The 22,463-nt window shown below is 40.1% G+C and carries 21 protein-coding genes, 2 tRNA genes and 2 pseudogenes; 2 read left to right on the top strand and 23 right to left on the bottom strand.

The window, feature by feature from the left end; genetic code table 11:
- Positions 1–31: 31 nt before the first annotated feature.
- From ciaH to N8L90_RS01680, 23 genes and pseudogenes are all read right to left on the bottom strand, one after another.
- Positions 32–1,366, bottom strand: a complete 1,335-nt coding sequence (gene ciaH / locus N8L90_RS01790) for a two-component system sensor histidine kinase CiaH (protein WP_261023921.1) — start codon at positions 1,364–1,366, stop codon at positions 32–34.
- Positions 1,356–2,030, bottom strand: a complete 675-nt coding sequence (ciaR, locus tag N8L90_RS01785) for a two-component system response regulator CiaR (RefSeq protein WP_172930712.1) — start codon at positions 2,028–2,030, stop codon at positions 1,356–1,358. Before ciaR ends, ciaH begins: the two co-directional genes overlap by 11 nt.
- A 214-nt stretch (positions 2,031–2,244) precedes the next feature.
- Positions 2,245–4,791: a M1 family metallopeptidase gene (locus N8L90_RS01780; protein WP_261023920.1), complete on the bottom strand. Its 2,547-nt coding sequence runs from the start codon at positions 4,789–4,791 to the stop codon at positions 2,245–2,247.
- Positions 4,792–4,912: 121 nt separating this feature from the next.
- Positions 4,913–5,353 (bottom strand): ASCH domain-containing protein, encoded by a 441-nt coding sequence (locus N8L90_RS01775; protein WP_101782032.1) that lies wholly within the window; start codon positions 5,351–5,353, stop codon positions 4,913–4,915.
- Entirely contained in the window at positions 5,313–6,197 is an 885-nt protein-coding gene (locus tag N8L90_RS01770) for a putative PEP-binding protein (RefSeq protein ID WP_261023939.1), read from the bottom strand. Before N8L90_RS01770 ends, N8L90_RS01775 begins: the two co-directional genes overlap by 41 nt.
- Complete coding sequence (locus tag N8L90_RS01765) at positions 6,175–6,675, bottom strand: NUDIX hydrolase (protein WP_261023919.1); 501 nt, start codon at positions 6,673–6,675, stop codon at positions 6,175–6,177. Before N8L90_RS01765 ends, N8L90_RS01770 begins: the two co-directional genes overlap by 23 nt.
- Positions 6,676–6,684: 9 nt before the next feature.
- Positions 6,685–7,383 carry a 3-oxoacyl-ACP reductase gene (locus tag N8L90_RS01760; RefSeq protein ID WP_261023918.1) on the bottom strand — a complete coding sequence of 233 codons (699 nt, stop codon included), beginning with the start codon at positions 7,381–7,383 and terminating at the stop codon, positions 6,685–6,687.
- Complete coding sequence (locus N8L90_RS01755; protein WP_000141913.1) at positions 7,376–7,612, bottom strand: DUF2829 domain-containing protein; 237 nt, start codon at positions 7,610–7,612, stop codon at positions 7,376–7,378. The genes N8L90_RS01760 and N8L90_RS01755 overlap by 8 nt, the downstream gene beginning before the upstream one ends.
- 110 nt (positions 7,613–7,722) lie before the next feature.
- A pseudogene (locus tag N8L90_RS01750) lies at positions 7,723–8,530 on the bottom strand (IS630 family transposase).
- Positions 8,531–8,828: 298 nt separating this feature from the next.
- Complete coding sequence (gene sufB / locus N8L90_RS01745) at positions 8,829–10,241, bottom strand: Fe-S cluster assembly protein SufB (RefSeq protein WP_000797054.1); 1,413 nt, start codon at positions 10,239–10,241, stop codon at positions 8,829–8,831.
- 57 nt (positions 10,242–10,298) lie between these two features.
- Positions 10,299–10,739 (bottom strand): Fe-S cluster assembly sulfur transfer protein SufU, encoded by a 441-nt coding sequence (gene sufU / locus N8L90_RS01740; protein ID WP_004261446.1) that lies wholly within the window; start codon positions 10,737–10,739, stop codon positions 10,299–10,301.
- Positions 10,726–11,952, bottom strand: coding sequence for a cysteine desulfurase (locus tag N8L90_RS01735; RefSeq protein WP_261023917.1), 1,227 nt, complete (start codon positions 11,950–11,952; stop codon positions 10,726–10,728). The genes sufU and N8L90_RS01735 overlap by 14 nt, the downstream gene beginning before the upstream one ends.
- Positions 11,953–11,962: 10 nt before the next feature.
- Entirely contained in the window at positions 11,963–13,225 is a 1,263-nt protein-coding gene (gene sufD / locus N8L90_RS01730) for a Fe-S cluster assembly protein SufD (protein WP_153198813.1), read from the bottom strand.
- Between the two features lie 27 nt (positions 13,226–13,252).
- Positions 13,253–14,023 (bottom strand): Fe-S cluster assembly ATPase SufC, encoded by a 771-nt coding sequence (gene sufC / locus N8L90_RS01725; RefSeq protein ID WP_000114489.1) that lies wholly within the window; start codon positions 14,021–14,023, stop codon positions 13,253–13,255.
- A gap of 150 nt (positions 14,024–14,173) precedes the next feature.
- Complete coding sequence (locus tag N8L90_RS01720) at positions 14,174–14,368, bottom strand: DUF3272 domain-containing protein (RefSeq protein ID WP_001081602.1); 195 nt, start codon at positions 14,366–14,368, stop codon at positions 14,174–14,176.
- 27 nt (positions 14,369–14,395) lie between these two features.
- Positions 14,396–16,051: a DNA polymerase III subunit gamma/tau gene (dnaX, locus tag N8L90_RS01715; protein ID WP_033676930.1), complete on the bottom strand. Its 1,656-nt coding sequence runs from the start codon at positions 16,049–16,051 to the stop codon at positions 14,396–14,398.
- On the bottom strand, positions 16,051–16,548 hold the full coding sequence (locus tag N8L90_RS01710) for a GAF domain-containing protein (protein ID WP_033676928.1): 498 nt from the start codon (positions 16,546–16,548) through the stop codon (positions 16,051–16,053). Before N8L90_RS01710 ends, dnaX begins: the two co-directional genes overlap by 1 nt.
- 85 nt (positions 16,549–16,633) lie before the next feature.
- Complete coding sequence (gene rpsA / locus N8L90_RS01705) at positions 16,634–17,836, bottom strand: 30S ribosomal protein S1 (RefSeq protein ID WP_261023916.1); 1,203 nt, start codon at positions 17,834–17,836, stop codon at positions 16,634–16,636.
- Positions 17,837–17,997: 161 nt separating this feature from the next.
- Positions 17,998–18,069: transfer RNA gene (locus tag N8L90_RS01700), tRNA-Gln, on the bottom strand.
- Between the two features lie 9 nt (positions 18,070–18,078).
- Positions 18,079–18,159: transfer RNA gene (locus tag N8L90_RS01695), tRNA-Tyr, on the bottom strand.
- A gap of 49 nt (positions 18,160–18,208) precedes the next feature.
- Complete coding sequence (locus N8L90_RS01690; RefSeq protein ID WP_000037113.1) at positions 18,209–18,439, bottom strand: DUF2969 domain-containing protein; 231 nt, start codon at positions 18,437–18,439, stop codon at positions 18,209–18,211.
- Positions 18,440–18,536: 97 nt separating this feature from the next.
- Positions 18,537–20,504, bottom strand: coding sequence for a peptide ABC transporter substrate-binding protein (locus N8L90_RS01685; RefSeq protein WP_000837408.1), 1,968 nt, complete (start codon positions 20,502–20,504; stop codon positions 18,537–18,539).
- 22 nt (positions 20,505–20,526) lie between these two features.
- Positions 20,527–21,549, bottom strand: coding sequence for a branched-chain amino acid aminotransferase (locus N8L90_RS01680; RefSeq protein WP_115904725.1), 1,023 nt, complete (start codon positions 21,547–21,549; stop codon positions 20,527–20,529).
- 308 nt (positions 21,550–21,857) lie between these two features.
- Here N8L90_RS01680 and N8L90_RS09625 point away from each other — a divergent pair.
- Positions 21,858–22,112 (top strand): annotated as a pseudogene (locus N8L90_RS09625) (IS630 transposase-related protein); the annotation flags it as partial.
- 113 nt (positions 22,113–22,225) lie between these two features.
- A complete protein-coding gene (locus tag N8L90_RS09620; RefSeq protein ID WP_398576984.1) occupies positions 22,226–22,444 on the top strand; it encodes a transposase in 219 nt (72 codons plus the stop codon).
- Positions 22,445–22,463 lie beyond the last annotated feature (19 nt).

The following is a 22,463-nucleotide window of genomic DNA, read 5'->3' as shown; positions in this document are numbered from 1 at the left end:
CAAAAATATCGCCCCATATGGAGCGATATTTTTATTTTTTCTTTTTAGATGGTGTGTGGATGGCAATCTTCACTTCAAAGATTGTTCCCTTGGGTTTATTATCTTTAACAGTAATGGTTCCTTTAAGCGCATCTACAATTTGCTTGGCCAGAGATAATCCTAAACCAAAACCACCTTTTTGGCGGGTTCTAGCCTTGTCCACTCGATAAAAACGATCAAAAATTTTCTTCTTATCTTCTGTCGAAATACCGACTCCATTATCAGAAACAAGTAAATACAGATTGCGATCTGTCGCCGAGATAAGAAAATCAATTTCACCATCCTCTTCAGTATACTTGACAGCATTATCAAATAGGATAGTCATCAACTGCTTCAAGAGAAGCTGATCTGTGACAATCGTGCGATGGATCCGATTTTCAAAACGGAAGACACGGTCATTTTCCGAGGCAATCATCTCATAGTTTGTGAAAGTCGTATTGAAAAAACTGGTTGGAACTTCTGCAAGTTCCGGCTTAATCCCATCATCTCTACGAGCTAAATTCAACAAGTTTGTTGTCAAAAAACGCATATTTCGGACTTCTTCCAAACTAGATGCAATGCTTTCACTTACATCCATAATGGTTGCTTCTGGCTTACGAAAAAGGGTCTCTAAGCGATTTTGCAAAACTGCGAGTGGAGTTCGTAACTCATGACTAGCATTTTCCACAAAGGACTGTTGCTTCTGCATGCTCTCAAGCAGAGGCCTAACACTGACCCTAGCTAGATAGAGACTGGCAAGTAAAGACAAAATCCAGAAACTTGCCATCACAATCACAATCAATTGCTCATGCTTTTGACTAGCCTGCTCCAACTGACTGGTATTAATCAAGATAGCTGCATACTTGATATTGGTTGAAACCGAACTGATATTGGTTTCCATCAAAATCATGCGATAGATTTCTTCCTGTCCATAGCTATTAAAAACCTGAATCTGGTAGATATGGCCTAATTCTTTCTTTTCTAACTTAATCTTATCCAATCCCAAAAATCGATTTCCAGAAAGGAGTTGGGTAAAATTTTTATCAAAAAGAATGACTTCTGTGTTGGAACTGACATTGGGTTTTATCTCAGTCTTACTAGTATCTGTAGCGGCATTCTCTAAATCTTTAATCTCTTCTGTTGCCCTATTTACAGCAAGCTGAATAACTGCCTGAGGATTTTCACTCAGTCCATGAAGCTTATCATCCACCGAAGTATAGAGACTCGAGTGCATGACCTGCAAAATAATTAGAGTCATGGTGGAGAAAATCAGAGTGAAGACACCAAAGTTGCGAATAAAATAACTAAAATCATCCGCATACCATGTTTTTTTTAGTTTACTGAACATCTTTTAAAATATACCCAACACTGCGCAAGGTTTGCAAATTCTCTGCAAAAGTGGTTCCTTTTAATTTCTTACGGACTTTTGAAACATAGACTTCGACAACCGAAATCGTTGTATCACTATCAAATCCCCATAGACGATCAAAAATCTGAGTCTTAGGCAAAATAACATTTTGATTTTGAAGGAAATAAACCAGTAAATCAAACTCTTTCCCCAGCAATTCGACAGGAGTATCTTCAACCTTAACGGTATTGGTTGACAAATTAACTACAACATTTCCATAAGTCAAGGTATTTTCATTAAACTTACCTGAACGTTTGAGAAGGGCTTGAATCCGCATTTTGAGTTCTTCTAGGTAGAAAGGTTTGGTCAGATAATCATCCGCTCCCAGTTCAAATCCATGTCCCTTGTCATCCAAACTTTCCTTGGCAGTCATGATCAGAACTGGAGTCGTAATCCCCTTTTCACGCAATTCTTTCAAGACTTGGAAGCCATTTTTTTCAGGCAACATCAAATCGAGCAAAATCAAATCATAGACGCCACTTTCAGCTTCGTAGAGACCTTCTTCCCCATCAAATACCTGCATGACATCCGCAAAATCGTCTAAAAAGTCAAATACTGAATTTGACAGGCCTAGGTCATCCTCAACCAATAAGATTTTTATCATGAGAAACTCCTCCTTATTAAAACCATTATACCAAATTTGCCTTAAAAAAAACTCAACTCTCTGCATTTTATACTCAATGAAAATCAAAGAGCAAACTAGGAAGCTAGCCGCAGGCTGTACTTGAGTACGGCAAGGCGACGCTGACGTGGTTTGAATTTGATTTTCGAAGAGTATTACATGAGATAGCTGAGTTTTCTTTTTATTTTAGGCTTATTTATGCATTTCCGTATTGAAGAACGACTGCTTCCACTGCAGCTTTTTCACGGTTAATCAAGTCAACACGCGCTGCAATTTCCTTGATTCCCATACCGATGTTACGGCTAAGAGCAAGGTCAGAAAGTTGCGGTTCAAAGAATTCCTTGTATTCTGCCAAACGTTGCTGAGTCTTAAATACGTGTGCAGGAAGGATAACAAAGCTATCAAAGCTCATATCTCCTCCAAGAGCTGACTTAATCCAAGCCCAGTTTTCACGCGCCCAAGACCAAGCTGTTTCCTGAGTTGCTTGGTGAGCTAGGAATTGGTAATACCAAGCAGACAAGTCTTGTGGTTTCACCACAAATTTGTCCTTCCAAGCAGCAATTAAGGTTTGGATATTGTCCGCATCTGTACTGTAGGCAAGAGCTGCTGCCAACTGACGTTTAAAGACAGCATCTGTTGCGTGAGTATAAGTATCAAGATAAAGTGCTAACAAGTCTTTGGTCTCATGATGTTTCATCTCATTGATCAGAACTTGGGAGCGAATAGCTGCTGGAAGTCCTGCAAGATTCTCCTTGTGGACTGCGAAGATTTGGCTAGCAACTTGACTAGCTTCTGCATCATTTGAGCGAATCATCATCGAAACAGCCAACTGACGAACCAATTCATCCTCATCTGATTCTCCGTCTTTAGCTGCAAAACCAAAACGGTCATAGTTGTGACGAGCCAATTTAGCAACCAAGGCTTTGAAGGCTCTTTCAGCTTCTGTTCCTTCATCGATAAAGCGCTCAAGGGCAGAAATAACTTCAGAAACAGCTGAAACGACAAGGTAAGATTCTTCCTTAGCAAGTTTATCAAGAACTGGAAGCAAGTCTGCATAAGAAATTTGTCCTGCCTCAGCAAGCAAACGACGTTCTTGGACGATTTGCAATTTGCTTGTGTTATCAAGCTCAACTAGGTCAGAAAGAACAGCATCTAACAAGTCTCCTTGATAGTCTGTAATGTAGTGGGCTGTATTTTCAGTGTTGAGACGAAGTGCTGTTTTGTTTTCAGCAAGAAGAGCTGCGTAGCCTGGAATTTCGATGCTTTCAGTTTCAAGTGTATCAGGCAAGCCTTTCCAGTTGCTGTTTAGTGGCACAACCCAGAGACGGTTCTTGTCTTCGTGCTCACCGATAAAGAATTGTTTTTGTGAAATCTTCAAAACATCATTTTCAACTTTGACAGTGAGAACTGGATAACCAGGTTGTTCCAACCAAGAATCCATGAAGGCTGAAACATCACGGCCAGATGCTTGACCAAGAGCATCCCAAAGGTCACGACCAATTGTATTTCTGTACTGATGTTTTTCAAAGTAGGCATGCAAACCTTTGGCAAAATCGGCATCACCTAGCCAACGACGAAGCATGTGCATGAGGCGACTTCCTTTGGCATAGACGATAGCTCCGTCAAAGAGCGTATTGATTTCATCTGGGTGTTTGACTTCGACGTGAACAGACTGCACGCCATCAGTTGCGTCACGTTCAAGAGCGTGAGGTACTCCACCTGTTTGGAAATCTTCAAAGATATTCCAGCTTTGTTCAATAGCATCCACACAGACGTACTCCATCATGTTAGCAAAGCTTTCATTGAGCCAAAGGTCATCCCACCATTTCATAGTAACAAGGTTACCAAACCATTGGTGAGCCAATTCATGTGCCACAACAAGAGCAACTTGTTGACGGCTGGCAAAGGTAGAGTTCTCATCCACAACCAAGTAAACTTCACGGTAGGTCACAAGACCCCAGTTTTCCATAGCTCCAGCTGAGAAGTCAGGAAGGGCGATGTGGAGAGATTGAGGGATCGGGTACTTAACTCCATAGTAATCTTCGTAAAACTCGATAGAGCGAACAGCGATATCCAGTGAGAAATCAAGGTTAGATAGTGGGTGGGCTTTGGTTGAATAAACACCTACGAGGGTACCATTTTTAGTTTTAGCGGTCACACCTTGCAAATCACCTGCTACAAAGGCTAACAAGTAAGAAGACATGCGAGGTGTTGTCTCAAACTTCCAGATACCTGTTTCCTTACGTTTTTCAACATCGATTTCTGGCATGTTAGACAAGGCCAATTCATCTTCTGCTTGGTCAAAACGTAGAGAGAGGTCAAAAGTTGCTTTGGCTTCTGGTTCATCCACACATGGGAAGGCTTCGCGCGCAAAATGACTCTCGAACTGAGTAGACAAGACTTCCTTCTTCACTCCATCAACTGTGTAGTAAGATGGGTAAATCCCTGTCATGTTGTCTGTAATTTTTCCTGAGAAAGCGATAACCACTTCAACTTGACCTGCTTCCGCAAGTTCAATATGAAGGGCTTCATTTTCATGGTCAACTGTAAATGGACAAGCTACCCCTGCAACTTCTACAGAAGCGATTTCCAAGTCTTTTTGATGAAGGGAAATGCGGTCACTCTGTGCTTGACCACTAATAGTCACCTCTCCTGAAAAAGTCTTGGTCTCACGACTCAAGTCTAAAAATAAATCATAATGTTCAGGAACAAATTGCTTAATAAAATGTTCAACTGCTTGCATAGTTTTCTCCTATCTAAGTTTAAGAGCTGGAGCTCTTCTTCAAACAAACTTATTATATCATGTTTTGCCTAAGAAAAAAGGATTGGACAGCGATTTCCAAAACTTTCTTCCTTCTAGCAGTCTACAGGGGGTAGACCTTGCGAAATTCTTCTAAAACAACCTTGCTTTCAGGTGTAAAAGTCAGTCCTGCTTCACCCAAACAGTCTGTGAAAAAATCCTCATGAACCTGACGCCAATAGGTAAGTGATTTGTCTCCCTCACCTTCCTTAAAGGCATGTTGAGCAGAAACTTGATTGAAGGGCTGGACAGAAACCTTTGTAATTTCGACAATACAGACAGCCTGATTTTGACTATCTAAAATGATGTCAAAGGTGCCTTCTTGCGGAAGAGACTCAGCTTCTAGTGCATAGAGGTCGTAGGCTGATGCTGTTGCAGTCTTTTCGCCGCTTAAAACCAAATCTGCCAAGAAATCGGCATCTACTCCAAAAGCCCAGGCATCGATTTCATCTCCTATAGAGGGGTTAATTTTCTTGTATGCATTCCACATTTCTTGCGGTGTCATGGGTGCTCCTTTGTAATTTTTTACTTTCTTCTTTTATATGTTTGAGATGGTCTGGATGGTCAATCTCTAAATTAAAAATCTCTGGAATAGAACTATAATGGATAATACATTTGATATCCATCTGATTCATTTTTTGTATGAAAGAATCATTCAGATAGCCTGCTACAGCAAAGTCAATATTTTTAATCCTTGCTTTATCCTGCATCTGTATTAACATATCTAACATAATTGGACTTTCCATATCATGCCATTGACTGTTTCTCACAGTCGCAAAAACAAAAGAAGTCAAATCATTCATTCCAACTACAATCTTTGAAATACCAGCTTCCAGTATGCTGTCTAAGTCAAAATATGCTGACGGTAATTCAATCATCGTGCCGACTTTCCCAGTAAAACCCTGCTGACGCAATACTGTAATAGCTTGCTTTAACTGCTCAGCATCATTGACAAAAGGAAAGATAACAGATAGATTGGGATTGGTTTGATAAACTTCTGTAACGACATGTGCTTCAACCTGAAATTCATCCAGACACGCCAGTAAACGCCTAGTTCCTCTATATCCAAACAAGGGATGATTTTCATCAAAATACTCTTTAGTCCCCTTTAGACAATTAGCTTCTGTATTCGTTAATTCAGAAAAACGATACCAAACTTCTTCATCTGAGTACAGGGAGCAGATAGTCTCTAGATAATCTTTTACAAATTGCTGACAACTTGCTAATATGATGTTTTGATTAAGCTCTCTCAACAAATATTCCCCACGAATCATGCCAACATGATGAAATAGTTGTGGGTAAACTTTTTCATCAAGTTTTTCTCCACTAAGAGCAAGTTGCTTCCTCATCATTCACCTTCCAATTCATGTAAGAAGTCTTGTCCAGTTCTGGAAATCCTAATAATTCAGACTTAACCTTCAAGACTAATGGCGATGCATTTTCTTCTGTGATCTCTTGAATATCCATCCAAATATATCCGAGTGAATCATTCGCACCATCAGACACAGCTTCCGAAATCGTAACTTGAGCTTCCTCCTCGTTTACCTCAATATCATACAAGGCCATGACATGGTGAACCATAAAATTTTTTAACTCTTCCCTGACGAAAACATCGTAGATTCGAGGATTAGAGTAGCTTCTAACAGTAAATCCCGTCTCTTCCATAACTTCTCTAGTCAGCGTTTCCGTCAGTCCTTCACCAAGTTGCTGACTGCCTCCAGGTAGATCATACCTATGTTGATAAGTGCCTATCGTTTTTTCAATACAGAGTAACTTCCCATTTTCAAAGCAGACAGCGTAGACTCCAAAGTGTCTTTTGATTTCCATCAGATCCTCCTACTTCAAAGACCAGCCACCATCTATTGTCAAGATTTGTCCTTGCATGGCGCTTGCTTTTCCACTTGCTAAGAAAAGGCTAATCTCTGCTATTTCCTCTGGCTCGATCCAACGCTTGATTGGTGTTTCACTAGCAACCCAGTCAGCCAGTCCACCTGGCTCAAAATCTGCAGCAGTCATAGCTGTCTTGACTGCTCCTGGAGCGATACCAAATACCTGAATCCCAGCTTCAGCATAATCTAGAGCCAACTGCTTGGTAAATCCAGCCAAGGCGTGCTTCGAAGAAGTATAGGCGTGTCCACCGCCACCTGCTAGGCTAGAAGCAATGGAGCACATATTGATAATGATTCCTTTTTTATTCTCCAGCATTTGTGTCAAATAATACCGAGTCAACTCAACAGGAGTCAGATAGTTAATTTCAAAAATTTCTTGAATTTCCTGCGCTGTTTGTTCCAAAAGTGGTTTATAATCATCCAACACTCCAGCAGTATTGCACAAAACATCCACCTGAGGACACCAGTCAAAAATAGGCTCCAAGTCCAAGGTCAAATCTCTCTGTAAAAAGTGAAAATCACCCTCTAAGAGTGGATTTTCACCTTGGTCAACTCCATAAACTTGAAAGTCATTCTCTAAAAAGAGGCGAGCTTGAGCTAGGCCAATCCCTGAACTTACTCCCGTAATCAATACACGTCTAGTCATGCACTTCTACCCAATCCGTCGCCAAAACATCACAAGGTGTCGGACTCCACATGGAAAAACCTTCTCCCTCCCCAGAAACGTTGATTAGGAAATAAGGTGTCACTTCAAGTGCAACCCCATTTTGCTCGATAGTGTCAAAAAGTTGGACATAGTTTTCAGCACCTCCCCAACCAGTTCGTACATATTTTTTCTTAGCCTTTAACCCCGGCAGAATTTCTTCAAATGTCATGGTTTTCTCCTTTTATTCTACATTCTTCATTTAATTATAACAAAAAACCGTTGTGCAACGGCTTTTTGACTCATTTTAAATCAAAATCAATAAGCATTTTATAATTATAGTCATTTAGTTTTAAAAAAGCGTTCCAAACATTCAAAAACATTTGGAACTTCCCTTAATAAATCCGTCACTTTCTTTTTCAAGATAGCCCAAACTTGCTCAATAGGATTCAAATCTGGAGAATAAGGCTGTAGAGGTAAGAAAAAGTGTTTATCTTGAATGCAGTTTTCATCCAAAATGTTCTTGGGATGAAAACTAGCGTTGTCCATGACAATGACATGAGGTGTCTTCAAAGCAGACAGGAGTCGCATTTTGAACCACTCCACAAAGAAATCGATCGTCATACTTTCCTTGTAAATCATGGGAGCTATAAACTCTCCATCTACTTGTCCTGCAACAATCGAAGTCCGCTCAAAACGCCGTCCGCTAATCTTTTCATAGACTTTCTCCCCTCTAGGAGCCCGTGCATAAGGACGATAGAGGTAGCGGTCGATCCCTGTTTCGTCAATATATACGACTGGTAAATCTTTTAGGTTATCCAAAATATCAAGAAACTCAGCGACTTTCTAGTGACCTTAATCTACTTTAAAGCTACCCATACTGAAGTAACAGCACAACCAAAATGTGCCGCAATTTCCCGTAAAAAAGCGTCTGGATGAGCCTCTACAAAAGCTTTCAATTCCTCTAAAGGAATCTTTCGCTTTTTGACGACTCGCTTTTTCCTCTCTAAGTATCCTTGTTCACGTCTTTCTTTTCCCACGTGAAGAGAGTTCTGACGCCTACATCAAAAACTTTAGTTGCCTCGACATGGCTGTGTCCTTCTTTGATGTAATCTAATGCTCCTTGTTTAAAATCTCTACTATATGCCATAGCTTTATTATAAGATGCTTATTTTAAACTAAGCAACTATATCATGGCTTAAACTGACTATTTTATATATTGTCTTACTGCGTCCTCAAAAAAATATATCAAAAATCAAAAGCGCTTAGGAAAAAACTCTATTTCATGAGAGAATACAATAAATCTTCCCACAATAAAACGCATAATATCAAGTTTTTTGGCTCCTGATATCATGCGTTTTCTGTTCTTAAAATATTTTTTCTCAGTCTCTTTTTGTTACAAGTTCATCTTCAAAGTTCTTGACCTTGGGTAAATCTAAAATCAAGTTTTACCCAACTGATCCTTCCATTTCATAGCTAATCAAACGGTTCAGCTCAACAGCATATTCCATTGGAAGCTCCTTTGTAAATGGCTCTACAAATCCCATAACAATCATCTCAGTTGCCTCAGATTCTGACAATCCACGGCTCATGAGGTAATAGAGTTGCTCTTCTGAAATCTTAGATACCTTAGCTTCGTGTTCCAAAGCGACTTGTGAGTTGTGAATTTCATTAAATGGAATGGTATCTGATGCTGACAAGTCATCCATGATAATGGTATCACATTCGATGTGAGAGACAGATTTCTTAGAGTTCTTATTAAAGGTTACCTGTCCACGGTAGTCAACCTTTCCTCCGCCTTTAGCGATGGATTTAGACACAATAGACGAGCTGGTATGTGGAGCATTGTGGATCATCTTGGCACCAGTGTCCTGGTGTTGCCCTGCATTAGCAAAGGCAATAGAGAGCATGGTACCACGCGCCCCTTCTCCATCTAGGTAAACAGATGGGTATTTCATGGTTGTTTTAGCACCCAAGTTACCATCAATCCACTCAACAGTGGCATCCTTTTGAGCTTTAGCACGTTTGGTTACCAAGTTATAGACGTTATCAGACCAGTTTTGGATAGTCGTATAACGCATATAAGCTCCATCCAAGGCAAAGATTTCTACAATGGCAGCATGCAAGCTGTTACTTGAATAAGTTGGCGCTGTACATCCTTCTACATAATGGACACTTGCTCCTTCGTCAACGATAATCAAGGTACGTTCAAACTGACCAGTATTTTCGTTGTTGATACGGAAGTAAGTTTGAAGTGGAATATCTACCTTGACACCTTTTGGTACGTAGATAAAGGTTCCACCAGACCATACTGCTGAGTTAAGGGCAGCCAATTTGTTATCAGTCGGCGGTACCAACTTAGCAAAGTATTGTTTAAACAAGTCTGGGTATTCCTTGAGGGCAGAATCCGTATCTGTAAAGATAATCCCCAATTTCTGGAACTCTTCCTTCATGTTGTGGTAAACCACTTCTGACTCGTACTGGGCAGAGGCACCTGCTAAATAAGCACGCTCAGCTTCCGGAATCCCGATACGTTCAAAGGTTTCTTTAATTTTTTCAGGAACCTCATCCCAAGAACGGGCTGGTTTATCAGATGGTTTTTGGTAGTAGATCAGGTCATCAAAATCAATCTCTGACAAGTCTGCTCCCCAAGTTTGCATAGGCATTTTTTTGAAGGTTTCATAAGACTTCAAACGGAATTCTAACATCCACTCAGGTTCTCCCTTAGCAGCTGATAGTTCACGAATGACATCTTCGTTCAATCCTTTTCCTGTCGATAGGACAGGCTCTACATCATCATGGAAACCAAATTTATATTCACCAAGGTCAATTGGTTTTGGTTCTACTCTTTCTTCAGCCATAATATCCTTTCTTTCATTCTTCATTTCTACTGATTCATAAGACAAAAGAAACTTGCCTTACTTGTTTTCTTGATTTTCAATTGTTTTCTTGAGGGCGTTCCAAGCTAGGGTTGCACACTTGATTCGTTGAGGGAATTTGGCAACACCTGACAAGAAAGCTGCATCGCCAAGACTATCTTGTCTGTCATCTTTTTGCCCTTGAACCATTTCAGAAAAAATAGTCGCAAGTTCTAAGATTTCTTGTTTGGTTTTTCCTAAAACTGCGTCCGTCATCATGCTTGCAGAGGCAGTTGAGATAGTACAACCTGAGTTTAGAAAAGCGATATCCTCCAAGCGGTCATCTGCATCAAACTTGACGGAGAGATTGATAACATCCCCACAGGTAGGATTGTTGAGACTGATTTGCTCAGCATCTTCTAACTTCCCTTGGTGATGTGGATTTTTCGAATGGTCCGCTACAACTGCCATATAAAGGCTATCTAGTTTAGAAAGTGCCATTGAAAAACTCCTTTGTCTTTTGTAAGGCATCGACTAGCTTGTCGCAATCTGCCTTGGTATTGTAGATATAAAAACTTGCACGAGCTGTTGCTGGAACATCCAAATACTGGAGCAAGGGTTGGGCACAGTGGTGACCCGCTCGAACAGCCACTCCTTCATAATCCAAAGCAGTCGCAAGGTCGTGAGGATGAAGGTCGCCTAGGTTAAAGGCAATGACACCTGAACGTTGAGCCAAATCCTGTGAACCATAAATGGTCAATCCTTCAATCGCCTGCAGTTTTGGATAGACGTATGCGATTAATTCCTGTTCATGAGCTTCAATGGCATCCATACCAATCTTTTCCAGATAATCCACTGCCGCAGCAAGTCCAATTGCACCTGCCATATTAGGAGTTCCAGCCTCAAATTTCCAAGGCAATTCCTTCCAACTAGCAGATTGCTCATAGACGAAATCAATCATCTCTCCACCAAACTCAACTGGTGACATTTGTTCTAAATACTTCTCTTTTCCGTACAGAACACCGATACCAGTCGGACCAGCCATCTTGTGACCTGAAAAGGCAAAGAAGTCCACATCCAAGTCCTGAACATCTATCTTCATATGAGGCGTAGATTGAGCACCATCCACCACCATGATAGCTCCCACTTGGTGGGCCAATTGAGTAATTTCTTTGATTGGATTGACCACACCAAGAACATTTGAGGCGTGAGCAAGGGAGACAAACTTAACTTTGTCAGTCAATTTATCCCGCAAGTCATCCATATTCAAGGCTCCATCCTTGAGATAGACATAAACAAGCTCCGCTCCCGTCTTGCGACAGGCCTCCTGCCAAGGAATGATGTTGGAATGGTGTTCCATGATAGAAATCAAGACCTGGTCTCCCTCAGTCAAGACTTCCTCTGCAAAGCGCGCTACCCAGTTAAGACTGGTCGTCGTTCCTCTAGTAAAGAGAACTTCCTTTGTAGACCCTGCATTGATAAACTTACGAATGGTTTCACGAGCAGCTTCATAGGAAGCAGTCGCCCGCTCCGCCAAGGTATGAACCCCACGATGAACATTGGCATTGTCCTGCTCATAATAGCGGTTAATCGTTTCCAGAACTGCTAGTGGTTTTTGTGTCGTCGCGGCATTATCCAGATAAACCAGAGGTTCATCGTTAACAATCTGGTCTAAAATTGGAAAATCCTTGCGAATCGCTTCTACATCTAACATCGGCTTCCCCTTAGCGTTTTGACAATTTTTCTTCGATAGTTGCAATCATTTCATCACGAACTTCCTTGACTGGAATCTCAACGATAACAGAGCCAAGGAAACCACGGACAACCAAACGTTCTGCAGTTGCCTTATCCAAACCACGGCTCATAAGGTAGTACATATCTTCTGGATCTACCTGACCAATAGAAGCCGCGTGTCCTGCAGTTACGTCATTTTCATCAATCAAAAGAATTGGGTTGGCATCTGAACGTGCTTGGTCTGAAAGCATAAGAACACGGCTCTCTTGTTGGGCATCTGCTCCCTTGGCACCCTTGATAATGTGGCCAATACCATTGAAGGTCAAGGTTGCTTTTTCAAGAATAACCCCATGTTGTAGGATATTTCCGATTGAGTTGCAACCATAGTTAGTCACTCGCGTATCAATCCCTTGAACCTGACGACCACTTGAAAGAGCTACAACCTTGAGATCTGCATGGCTACCATTTCCAATCAAGTCGCTATCAAAGTCCGCAACGACGTTCCCTTCGTTCATGACACCGATTGCCCAGTCAATGCTTGCATCGTTGCCTAATTTACCACGACGGCTAATGTAAGCAGTGACGTTTTCACCTAGACGGTCAATCGCAGCAAACTTCACTTGCGCACCAGAACGTGCAATTACTTCTACTGTGATATTAGCAGTTGCTTTGGCACTTCCTTCACCGCGTGATTCTAAACGTTCCAGATAACTAATCTTAGAATTTTTACCAGCGATAATCATAATATGCTTGTTAAACGGCACATCACTATCGCTGTCTTGATAGAAAATTCCTTCGATTGGTTCTTTAATCTCAACATTATCAGGAATGTAGAGAACAGCACCACTATTGAAATAAGCTGTATGGTAGGCTGCCAACTTGTCATCGTCATATTTAACAGATGACATGAAGAATTCTTCGATCAGCTCTGGAATTTCTTCTAAAGCTGAGTGGAAGTCTGTAAAGACGACACCCTGTTCAGCCAACTCAACTGGAATTTGCTCAAAAACAGTTTGAGTTCCTACTTGCACCAATTTCAAGTGATTATCTAGAGCTGTGAAATCTGGAACATTTGCTGATGGCTCACTTTCTGTAATCGTTCCATCACCCAGATTCCAACGGTGGAATTTGACACGCTCAATAACTGGTAATTCCAAAGTCTCAATCTTGTCAAAAGCTTTTTGACGGAGATCAGCCAACCAGCTTGGTTCAGCGTGCATTTCTGAAAAAAGTTTAATATTTTCTTTAGTCATTTACTTCTCCTAAAAGATACGAGGGAATTACAATTCTTCCTTGTAGTCGTAGCCAAGTTCTTCAGCTAGTTTTGCGTATCCTTCACGCTCCAAACGCGCAGCCAATTCTGGACCACCAGAAAGGACAACACGACCTTCCATCATCACATGTACCACATCAGGTGTGATGTAGTTCAAAAGACGTTGGTAGTGAGTGATAATCATAGCACCAAAGCCTTCACCACGCATGGCATTAACACCTTTAGAAACAACTTTAAGGGCATCAATATCAAGACCAGAGTCAATCTCATCCAAAAGGGCAAAAGTTGGTTCCAACATCAAAAGTTGAAGAATCTCATTACGTTTTTTCTCACCACCAGAGAAACCTTCGTTGAGGTAACGCTCAGCCATTTCTTCTTTCATGTTGAGCAATTCCATCTTCTCATCCAATTTAGTGATAAACTCACGAACTGAGATCTTTTCATCGTCTTCTTTACCAGCATTCATAGCTGCACGAAGAAACTCAGCGTTAGTAATACCAGGAATTTCTGATGGGTATTGCATAGCAAGGAAAAGTCCCATACGTGCACGCTCGTCCACTTCCAACTCAAGGATATTTACGCCATCAAACAAGACTTCACCTTTGGTAACTTCATAGTTTGGATTTCCCATGATAGCGGCAGAAAGAGTCGATTTACCAGTACCATTTGGTCCCATGATAGCGGCGATTTCTCCTGTTTTCAGGGTCAGGTTAACCCCTTTTAAAATTTCTTTTCCTTCAATCTCGACGTGAAGATCTTTGATCTCTAATACTGACATGATAATTCCTTTCTTTTTTAAGACCTTTACAGTTCTTACTGGAAACATACTTGATTTCCCTAGAAAATACGGTAAAAGGTCAATAAATATACTTTTATAGTATAACAAAAAAAAGCCTAAAAGGCTTTGATTTTGTCTAGAAGCTGAGGACTAGTCTTTTCCTTTTAAATGCTGGTCAATGACATCTACAATCTTGCCCATCAAGTAACTAACTCGGAAATTTCTAAAGAGCAAAATGGCCCAAAAGGCTGCCATAATATAACGCCCAGTCATCCAAGCTTCATTGAAAAAATAGGTCTCAGCAGCTGTAAACAGCGCGATGATAATAAATTGTTGTCTATTCATAAACTTATTGTATCATGAAATCTTTCTTTAGTCTTCTTCTACCTTCACTTTATCAGCCAAAAATTCAAATCCTTCTGGAATCAGACTTTCTTCTGCTTCTTTTTCAGTTTGAGAAGATTTGGCTTTGGCTGAAAAGGCTGCGCGAACTTCTTTCCATTCCTCCATGGAAATAGCTAAAATCTCAGGTGAAAAACCTGCTGCCTGACTGAGGATATTGCCAAACATGGTGTTGAGATTGTCTCGTTTCATGGTTTGACCAGCATTGAAGTTAGACTCAAAAGCAAGAATAGCATGGTGTTCATTGGCCGCAACCGGTTGAGAACCAACTAGCAAAGCCTTATCAGGACCTCCTAGACTTTCAATCACCTCTCCCCAGGCATTCTGCAAGCGTATCAGATTTTGACGTGCTAAATCAGGATTTTCGACAGCCTCTTGTAAGATAGATTGAACTTTATTACGATCCACACGATAGACTGTCTTGCCTGCTGTTGGACGACTAGGAGCTGGATTTGTTGGCTTAGCTACGGTTCCCACATTGGCGAGTTCATGTTTGAGACGGGCAACTTCCTGTCTCAATGCAGAAATTTCATGTTCAACCGCCCCAGAAAGAGTTGCTTCAGGCTTAACCTCCGCCAAGCGAATAGTCATCATCTCAGCATAAATCTTAGGCTGCAAACTAGACTTAATATCTGCTAAACTGACTGTCGCTAAGCGAATCATTTCAAACAGATTTTCTTGAGGAAGTGCCAAATTCTCTACAAATACTGGACTATGATGAGTGTTTTCTCCCCCTGTTTGAACAATTAACAAGTCTCTTAAATAGTGCAAAAGGTCGGTCACAAAACGAGTCATGCTCTTACCATTTTCAAAGAGAAGATTTAAGCAAGACAAAGCCTTGGGAACATCCTGTTGAGACAAGGCAGCCACATAATCATCCAAGGCTGATAGGCTAATGGTGCCAGTAATTTCTTCAGAGATAGCAGTCGTCAATTCATTTCCCTGTGTCAAACTCAGGGCTTGATCCAAAATAGACAAGGCGTCCCGCATTCCACCTTCAGCTCGTCTAGCGATAATTTCCACAGCCTCTGGTTCAGAAGTAATATTTTCTTTTTCTAAAATATAGTGGATATGTTCCTTAATATCCTGTGTCTTAATCGATTTAAATTCAAAACGTTGCACACGGGATAGAATAGTGGCAGGAATCTTGTGCAATTCAGTAGTGGCCAAAATAAAGACTACATTCTGTGTTGGCTCTTCCAGCGTCTTTAGGAGGGCATTAAAAGCTCCTGTAGACAGCATGTGAACCTCGTCTATGATATAAACCTTATAACGGGCAAGACTAGGGGCATAGGTAGATTTATCACGAATTTCACGGATTTCATCCACCCCATTATTAGAGGCTGCATCCATTTCGATGACATCTTCTAAACTACCATCCGTCACTGCCTGACAAATATAGCAGTTATTACATGGTTCACCACCCACTTGATTGGGACAGTTCATAGCCTTGGCAAAGATCTTAGCCACACTGGTTTTTCCCGTTCCACGAGGACCAGAAAAAAGATAAGCATGACTTATTTTCTCTTGCTCTACAGCTTGTTTAAGGGTCTTAGCCACAACTTCTTGACCAACCAACTGGGAGAAATTTTGACTTCTATATTTTCGATAAAGTGCTTGATACATTAGGCTTTCTCCCCAAACATTGTAAAGTCCCATTCTGTCTTTTCAAGCAAAATAGCGACAAATTGTTCCAAATAATCTCGATCCATAGTATCATAATCATCAATCTCTGAAGAATCCAGATCCAGAACCCCTAGCAATTGACCATTCTTAACTATCGGAACAACAATTTCACTTTTTGCTCTACTATCACAAGAAATATAGTTGGGATAAGTTGTTACATCACCAACCAGAACAGTTTCCTGAAAGTGAGCAGCCTCCCCACAAACACCTTTTCCCAGTGCAATACGGATGCAGGAAACACCTCCTTGGAAAGGACCTAAAACCAATTCCTTTCCATCGAACAGATAAAAGCCTGCAAATACGGTATTAGGAAAGCGTGATTTTAGAAGAGCACTGGCGTTGGAAAGATTAGCCAAAACATTGGTTTCGCCTTCCAATAAAAAAGAGAACTCCTCATTTAACATTTGATAACGTGATTGTTTTTCTGATTCTAACATAGAACTATTATATCAAAAAAGGCTTACAGACAAAAGAAAAATCCCTTGTTTAGAAAACAAAGGATTTTATAAATTTTCAATTTGATTAAAGTTCGATATCACCGAACAAGTCAGCCATTGAGAATCCTGTTTGTGTTTCTGGAAGTTCGAAATCACGTTTTTCTTGACGTTTTGGACGACGTGGACGAGCAGCACGTTTTTCTTCTTTTTGTCCTTCTTCTTGAGCTGGACGCTCTTCAAGAGCTTTGATAGAAAGTGATACGCGCTCTGCATCTGCGTTAACTTCAAGAACTTTAACTTTAACTTCTTGACCAACTTTAAGAGCTTCTTTAGGATTTTCAATACGTTTGTGTGAAATTTGTGATACGTGAACAAGTCCATCGATACCTGGCAATACTTCAACAAATGCACCGAAGTCAGTCAAACGTTTAACTGTTCCTTCTACTACATCACCTTTAGCCAATTTTTGCTCAACGCCATCCCATGGTCCAGGTGTTGTTGCTTTAAGTGAAAGTGATACACGTCCTTCTTCTTCGTTAAGATCAAGAATTTTCACTTCAATTTCTTCACCAACAGTTACAACTGATTTTGGTGATACGTTACGTTCGTGTGACAATTCAGTCAAGTGAACCAATCCGTCAACACCACCAAGATCGATGAAAGCACCGAAGCTTGTGATACGAGCAACTTTACCAGTTACTACATCACCAACAGCCAATTTACCGAATACTTCAGCGCGATCTGCTGCTGTAGCTGCTTCAACAACTTCACGACGTGAAAGGATGAAGCGGTTTTCTTTAGCGTCAACTTCTTTGATTTTAGCGTCAAATTCTTGACCTACAAAACGCTCAGTGTTACGTACGAAACGAGTATCCAACATTGAAGCTGGGATAAATCCACGAACACCTTCAAATTCTACTGAAAGTCCACCTTTAACGGCACGAGTTCCTTTAACAGTAACAACTTCTTCTTCGCGACCAACAAGTTTGTCCCATGCTTTGCGAGCTTCAAGGCGTTTTTTAGATACAAGGTATGTAACTGTATCAGTATCTTTACCAACTACTTGACGAAGTACAAGAACATCCAATACTTCTCCTACTTTAACAAAGTCATTGATATCTGCATCGCGATCGTTTGTCAATTCGCGAAGAGTCAAGACACCTTCAACACCAGTTCCAGAGATTGCAACGTTAGCTTGAGTCGCATCAACTGTCAATACTTCAGCACTAACAACATCACCAGTCTCAACTTGGCTAACGCTATTTAGCAAATCTTCAAATTCGTTCATCTAAAAAATCCTCCAACAATCAAGTTTTTCTTAAACTTGACATACTTATAATTTTTTTCCTAAGCACCCGCAAGGACATGTTCATATCGTTCACGTCTTTCAATTATAAAAATAAAATACCCTAAGATATTTTGCTTTTTATCTTGATTATTACCTAAGAACTGGGGTAGCTGGATTCGAACCAACGCATGAGGGAGTCAAAGTCCCTTGCCTTACCGCTTGGCTATACCCCATTGATGAAATGGAGAGAGAGGGATTCGAACCCCCGAACCCGAAGGAGCGGATTTACAGTCCGCCGCGTTTAGCCTCTTCGCTATCTCTCCTACAATCAACATGGACTATTATATCATGAAAATTTCAAAAAAACAAGACTTATTTTGCTAAATTATAATTTTCAATCAAAATTTCCACAGCTTTTTCCAATTTTTTATAAAAACTATCGACATTCCCATTCTTTATGATGGCAAATTGTCCGTCTAATTCGGCAATTTCTCCGATAACTTTTTTGCCGATAGTCAATGTATAACCTTCAAAACTGTCTTTACCAACATTAACTTTAGCATCTGCTACTTGAATTTCAATTTTTTTATCTTTCTTGCTCATTTCATACCTCTCTTCACTTTTTCTATTTTACAAGAAAATCCTAAAACTAGCAAGAAAAAACTCTATACCAGGCTTGTCTGATATAGAGTTTTCTGCTTTATTTAATATGTTTTTCTAGTTCTTTTTGGTACTTACCATTTGATTCCAATTTTTCTTTTTGCCATTTTTTCAGTGCTTCTTCATATTCTTTTGTTGTAACAATATCTTTTTGCAATTTCATTCCTTTAAAGATATATGGGTCGCCCTTAATACCAACTTGTGAGTACGGTTTTGAGAATGGCACGACATTACTTACAACTGGAGAACCACCAGATGAAGCTGTTGGCATCAATAATGAACTATCTGTCAACCAAGCTTGAGCCTTGGCATATTTTTCATAGCGTTCTTCAAGATTTGTAGTTTCTGAATCTGCATCATCCAATAATTTCTTATATTGGTCCAAACCAAGTTTCGCTACAACATCCTTATCTTTCCCTTTAGTAATACCAAGGTGTTTCATAGCAGAACCTGATTTAGGGTCCATGATATTCAAGTAAGATGCTGGGTCTTGATAGCTTGGAGCCCATCCTGTACTGTTCAAATCATAGTCTTTTTGAGAAGGAACACGCGCTTGAGAAGTAATTGTTTCCTTTTCATTATCTGTCATTTGAAGAACATCAATGACAACATTTTCTGCACCAAGAGTTGATTCGATAGACTGTTTGAAAGAATTACTTTGTTGAACGGCGATGGTATCTGTTTGTTCAACTGGGACATCCAAATGAATTGGGAAAGTTACCCCTTTAGATTCCAAGTCTTTCTTAGCTTTTTCGAACGCAGCTTTAGCCTTGTCAGGATTGTAGATAGAATCCTTACCGTCAACTAGCTCAACACCTTTCCATTGGTCACCATAGTTCACCAACTCAGCTTGGGCGATTTGACCAAAGTTTTTACCCCCTGCTTGTACAAAGTTGTCAGGAACAAGGCTGTTACGAATAATCTTGTCCGCACCGTCTTCACCATTTAGCTGGGCAGCATAAGAATGACGGTTGAAGGCAAAGTTGATAGCCTGACGGAAGTCCTTATTAAGCATAGCTTCTTTAGTAGAAGTCTTTTGCTCTTCACTTGTTTTCGCAGTTTTATTATATGACTGACGATTTACGTTAAAGGTGAAGTAATAGCTACTTGAGTCCTGTGGGCTATAAGTGATTTTATCTCCGTATTGTTCCAAAGTAGAAGCAAAGTTTGAGCTACTTGGGAAGAGACGGGCTGTCGTATAAGCACCAGAAGAGAAGCTACGAATCAAGGATTCCTGATCAGAACCATCGTAGTAGGTCAATTTGATCTTCTCGATTTTTACCTTTTCTTTATCCCAGTAGTTTGGATTTTTCTCGTATTCGATTAACGATTTAGAAGTCAAGGTCTTCAAGATATAAGGACCATTGTAAAGAATCCCTGCTGGAGTAACTGCTCCATAATCTTTACCTGATGCCTTCAAAAACTCTTCATTTACAGGCAACATCGTCGCTGTTGTAACTTTAGAGTTCCAGAAACTTTCTGGTTTGTTTAGGGTATATTCGACTGTATAATCGTCCAAGGCCTTAACACCAACTGTAGAGAAATCGTTCGTCTCACCAGTCATGTAGGCATCCAAACCCTTGATTGAATTTTGGATGAGAGAGACACCGTCTGACTTACCGTCAGCTACATGTTTCAATCCTGTTACAAAGTCATGGGCTGTTACTTCTGCATATTCTTCACCTTCAGAAGTGTACCATTTAACTCCTTTACGAAGTTTGTAGGTATAAGTCAAACCATCTTTTGACACAGACCAATCCTCAGCCAAGGAAGGAATAACATTTCCGTACTGGTCGTTTTCCATCAAGCCATCAACCACGTTCCCGATGACATCTGTTGTAGATGTACGAGTCGCTATACTATAGTCCAAAGATGCTGGATCTACTGCATAGACATATGAAAATGTTGTCGGTGCATCTGCTTCTTTATCAGCTTTTCCACAAGCCACTAAAAGAGCTGTTGTGCTCAGGACCACTCCTGCTGTTAAGAGCCACTTTTTCGATTTCATCAAAAATCTCCTTTTGTTTATTTTAATCTACTTTTACAATCCAACCTTCTGGCGCTTCAATATCACCAAACTGAATACCTGTCAATTCATCATAAAGTTTACGAGTCACAGGGCCAACTTCTGTTTCACTATAGAACACATGGAAATCATCACCGTGCTGAATTCCACCAATTGGAGAGATAACTGCTGCTGTACCACAGGCCCCTGCCTCTACAAAACGGTCAAGCTTATCAATCGGGACATCCCCCTCAATAGGGGTTAAGCCCAAGCGGTGTTCTGCCAAGTAAAGCAAAGAGTACTTGGTAATAGATGGCAAGATAGAAGGACTCAATGGTGTTACAAATTCATTATCAGCTGTAATTCCAAAGAAGTTAGCTGAACCGACTTCTTCAATCTTTGTATGAGTTGATGGGTCTAGATAGATAACATCTGAGAAATGACGTGACTTGGCCAATTTCCCTGGCAAGAGACTAGCAGCATAGTTCCCACCAACCTTAGCCGCACCTGTACCATTTGGAGCCGCACGGTCGTATTCATCCTGAATCAAGAAATTGGTTGGGACCAAACCACCCTTAAAGTAATTTCCAACTGGCATGGCAAAGATAGTGAAAATGTACTCTTCTGCTGGTTTAACCCCGATAATATCTCCTACTCCAATCAAAAGAGGACGAAGATATAAGGTTCCACCTGTTCCGTATGGAGGTACATATTCTTCATTCGCACGAACAACTGCCTTACAAGCTTCTACAAACATGTCTGTCGGAACTTGTGGCATCAAGAGACGATCACAAGTACGTTGCAGACGTTTAGCATTTTCGTCAGGACGGAAAAGTTGAACACTACCATCCTTAGTACGGTAAGCTTTCAAACCTTCAAAGGCTTGTTGACCATAGTGAAGACTTGGAGAAGACTCTGAAATATGCAAAGTTGCATCTTCTGTAAGTTCTCCTTGATTCCATTGTCCATTTTTAAAATGAGCAATATAGCGATAAGGTAATTTCATATAGGAAAAACCGAGATTTTCCCAATCAATCGTTACTGTCATATTCCACTCCTTATTCTAAAAACCTATTTCTTTTATTCTACACTATTTTTCTAAAATAGCAAGTATATTTTGTAATTTTCAGAAAATTTCTTCAATAAAAAGAATCTAAGGTATCTGTCGTAATGAATCCTATATGGAGATTGCATAAAAGACTCAAATTATTCTTCTATCTCGTTTAGTAAAATCTATTCAATAACTGAACTTATTTTTGACATACATAGAGCCCGTACATTAATATTAGTAACCTGTTTCGACAGAGATATGACAAAATGAACTAAAGATAGTACACAATGTGGTGCAGTCATCTTATGCCATATTCAATAGATTTACGTAAAAAAAGTTCTTGCCTATTGTAAGCGAACAGGTAGTATAATAGAATCATCACACGTTTTCCAAATCTCACGTAATCCCATTATCTAAAAGAGAAAATAGATGTTCTAAACCATCAAGTAAAAGGAACAAAACCAAGAAAAGTTGATAGAGATAGACTTAAAAACTATCTTACTGACAATCCAGACGCTTATTTGACTAAAATAGCTTCTGAATTTGGCTGTCATCCAACAATAGCGTATTGAATCTAGAGTAGTACATTACGGTTGCTGAAACATTTCTAGAAAAAATTGACTTTCTCAATCACTTTGTTCACACCTTATTTCAATCTACTATACTATCCACTATGCTCTCAAAGCTATGGACTACACTCGAAAAAAAGAATCATACCTACTATGAACAAGCCCCAGAAAAAGTAGCTTTATTTCTTATTCCTCCCCACTCACCTAAGTACAATCTTATTGAGAAAACCTGGGTTCATATTAAAAAGCACCTCAAAAATTGTCCTACTCTTGTTTCAATCCGCTGTGTTTCTCATAAAAAAACAAAAGGATTAAGGGAGTGAATTTCCTTAATCCGAGAGT

The sequence above is a fragment of the Streptococcus mitis genome, from assembly GCF_946190115.1.
Taxonomy (GTDB): Bacteria; Bacillota; Bacilli; order Lactobacillales; family Streptococcaceae; genus Streptococcus; species Streptococcus mitis_CO.
The sequence above is the reverse complement of the archived record's forward strand: the minus strand, read 5'-3'. Positions and strand labels throughout refer to the sequence as shown.

Coding starts and splice junctions, on each gene's coding strand:
- N8L90_RS01775 (WP_101782032.1), bottom strand. CDS start 5,353: ATGACACCGCAAGAAATGTGGAATGCATACAAGAAAATTAACCCCTCT.
- sufD (WP_153198813.1), bottom strand. CDS start 13,225: ATGACTAAAGAAAATATTAAACTTTTTTCAGAAATGCACGCTGAACCA.
- dnaX (WP_033676930.1), bottom strand. CDS start 16,051: ATGTATCAAGCACTTTATCGAAAATATAGAAGTCAAAATTTCTCCCAG.
- N8L90_RS01760 (WP_261023918.1), bottom strand. CDS start 7,383: ATGACTAGACGTGTATTGATTACGGGAGTAAGTTCAGGGATTGGCCTA.
- sufU (WP_004261446.1), bottom strand. CDS start 10,739: ATGGCACTTTCTAAACTAGATAGCCTTTATATGGCAGTTGTAGCGGAC.
- N8L90_RS01710 (WP_033676928.1), bottom strand. CDS start 16,548: ATGTTAGAATCAGAAAAACAATCACGTTATCAAATGTTAAATGAGGAG.
- N8L90_RS01765 (WP_261023919.1), bottom strand. CDS start 6,675: ATGGAAATCAAAAGACACTTTGGAGTCTACGCTGTCTGCTTTGAAAAT.
- rpsA (WP_261023916.1), bottom strand. CDS start 17,836: ATGAACGAATTTGAAGATTTGCTAAATAGCGTTAGCCAAGTTGAGACT.
- sufB (WP_000797054.1), bottom strand. CDS start 10,241: ATGGCTGAAGAAAGAGTAGAACCAAAACCAATTGACCTTGGTGAATAT.
- N8L90_RS01735 (WP_261023917.1), bottom strand. CDS start 11,952: ATGTTAGATGTAGAAGCGATTCGCAAGGATTTTCCAATTTTAGACCAG.
- sufC (WP_000114489.1), bottom strand. CDS start 14,023: ATGTCAGTATTAGAGATCAAAGATCTTCACGTCGAGATTGAAGGAAAA.
- N8L90_RS01690 (WP_000037113.1), bottom strand. CDS start 18,439: ATGAGCAAGAAAGATAAAAAAATTGAAATTCAAGTAGCAGATGCTAAA.
- N8L90_RS01720 (WP_001081602.1), bottom strand. CDS start 14,368: ATGAATAGACAACAATTTATTATCATCGCGCTGTTTACAGCTGCTGAG.
- N8L90_RS01685 (WP_000837408.1), bottom strand. CDS start 20,504: ATGAAATCGAAAAAGTGGCTCTTAACAGCAGGAGTGGTCCTGAGCACA.
- N8L90_RS01780 (WP_261023920.1), bottom strand. CDS start 4,791: ATGCAAGCAGTTGAACATTTTATTAAGCAATTTGTTCCTGAACATTAT.
- N8L90_RS01770 (WP_261023939.1), bottom strand. CDS start 6,197: ATGAGGAAGCAACTTGCTCTTAGTGGAGAAAAACTTGATGAAAAAGTT.
- N8L90_RS01680 (WP_115904725.1), bottom strand. CDS start 21,549: ATGACAGTAACGATTGATTGGGAAAATCTCGGTTTTTCCTATATGAAA.
- ciaR (WP_172930712.1), bottom strand. CDS start 2,030: ATGATAAAAATCTTATTGGTTGAGGATGACCTAGGCCTGTCAAATTCA.
- ciaH (WP_261023921.1), bottom strand. CDS start 1,366: ATGTTCAGTAAACTAAAAAAAACATGGTATGCGGATGATTTTAGTTAT.
- N8L90_RS09620 (WP_398576984.1), top strand. CDS start 22,226: ATGCTCTCAAAGCTATGGACTACACTCGAAAAAAAGAATCATACCTAC.
- N8L90_RS01755 (WP_000141913.1), bottom strand. CDS start 7,612: ATGACATTTGAAGAAATTCTGCCGGGGTTAAAGGCTAAGAAAAAATAT.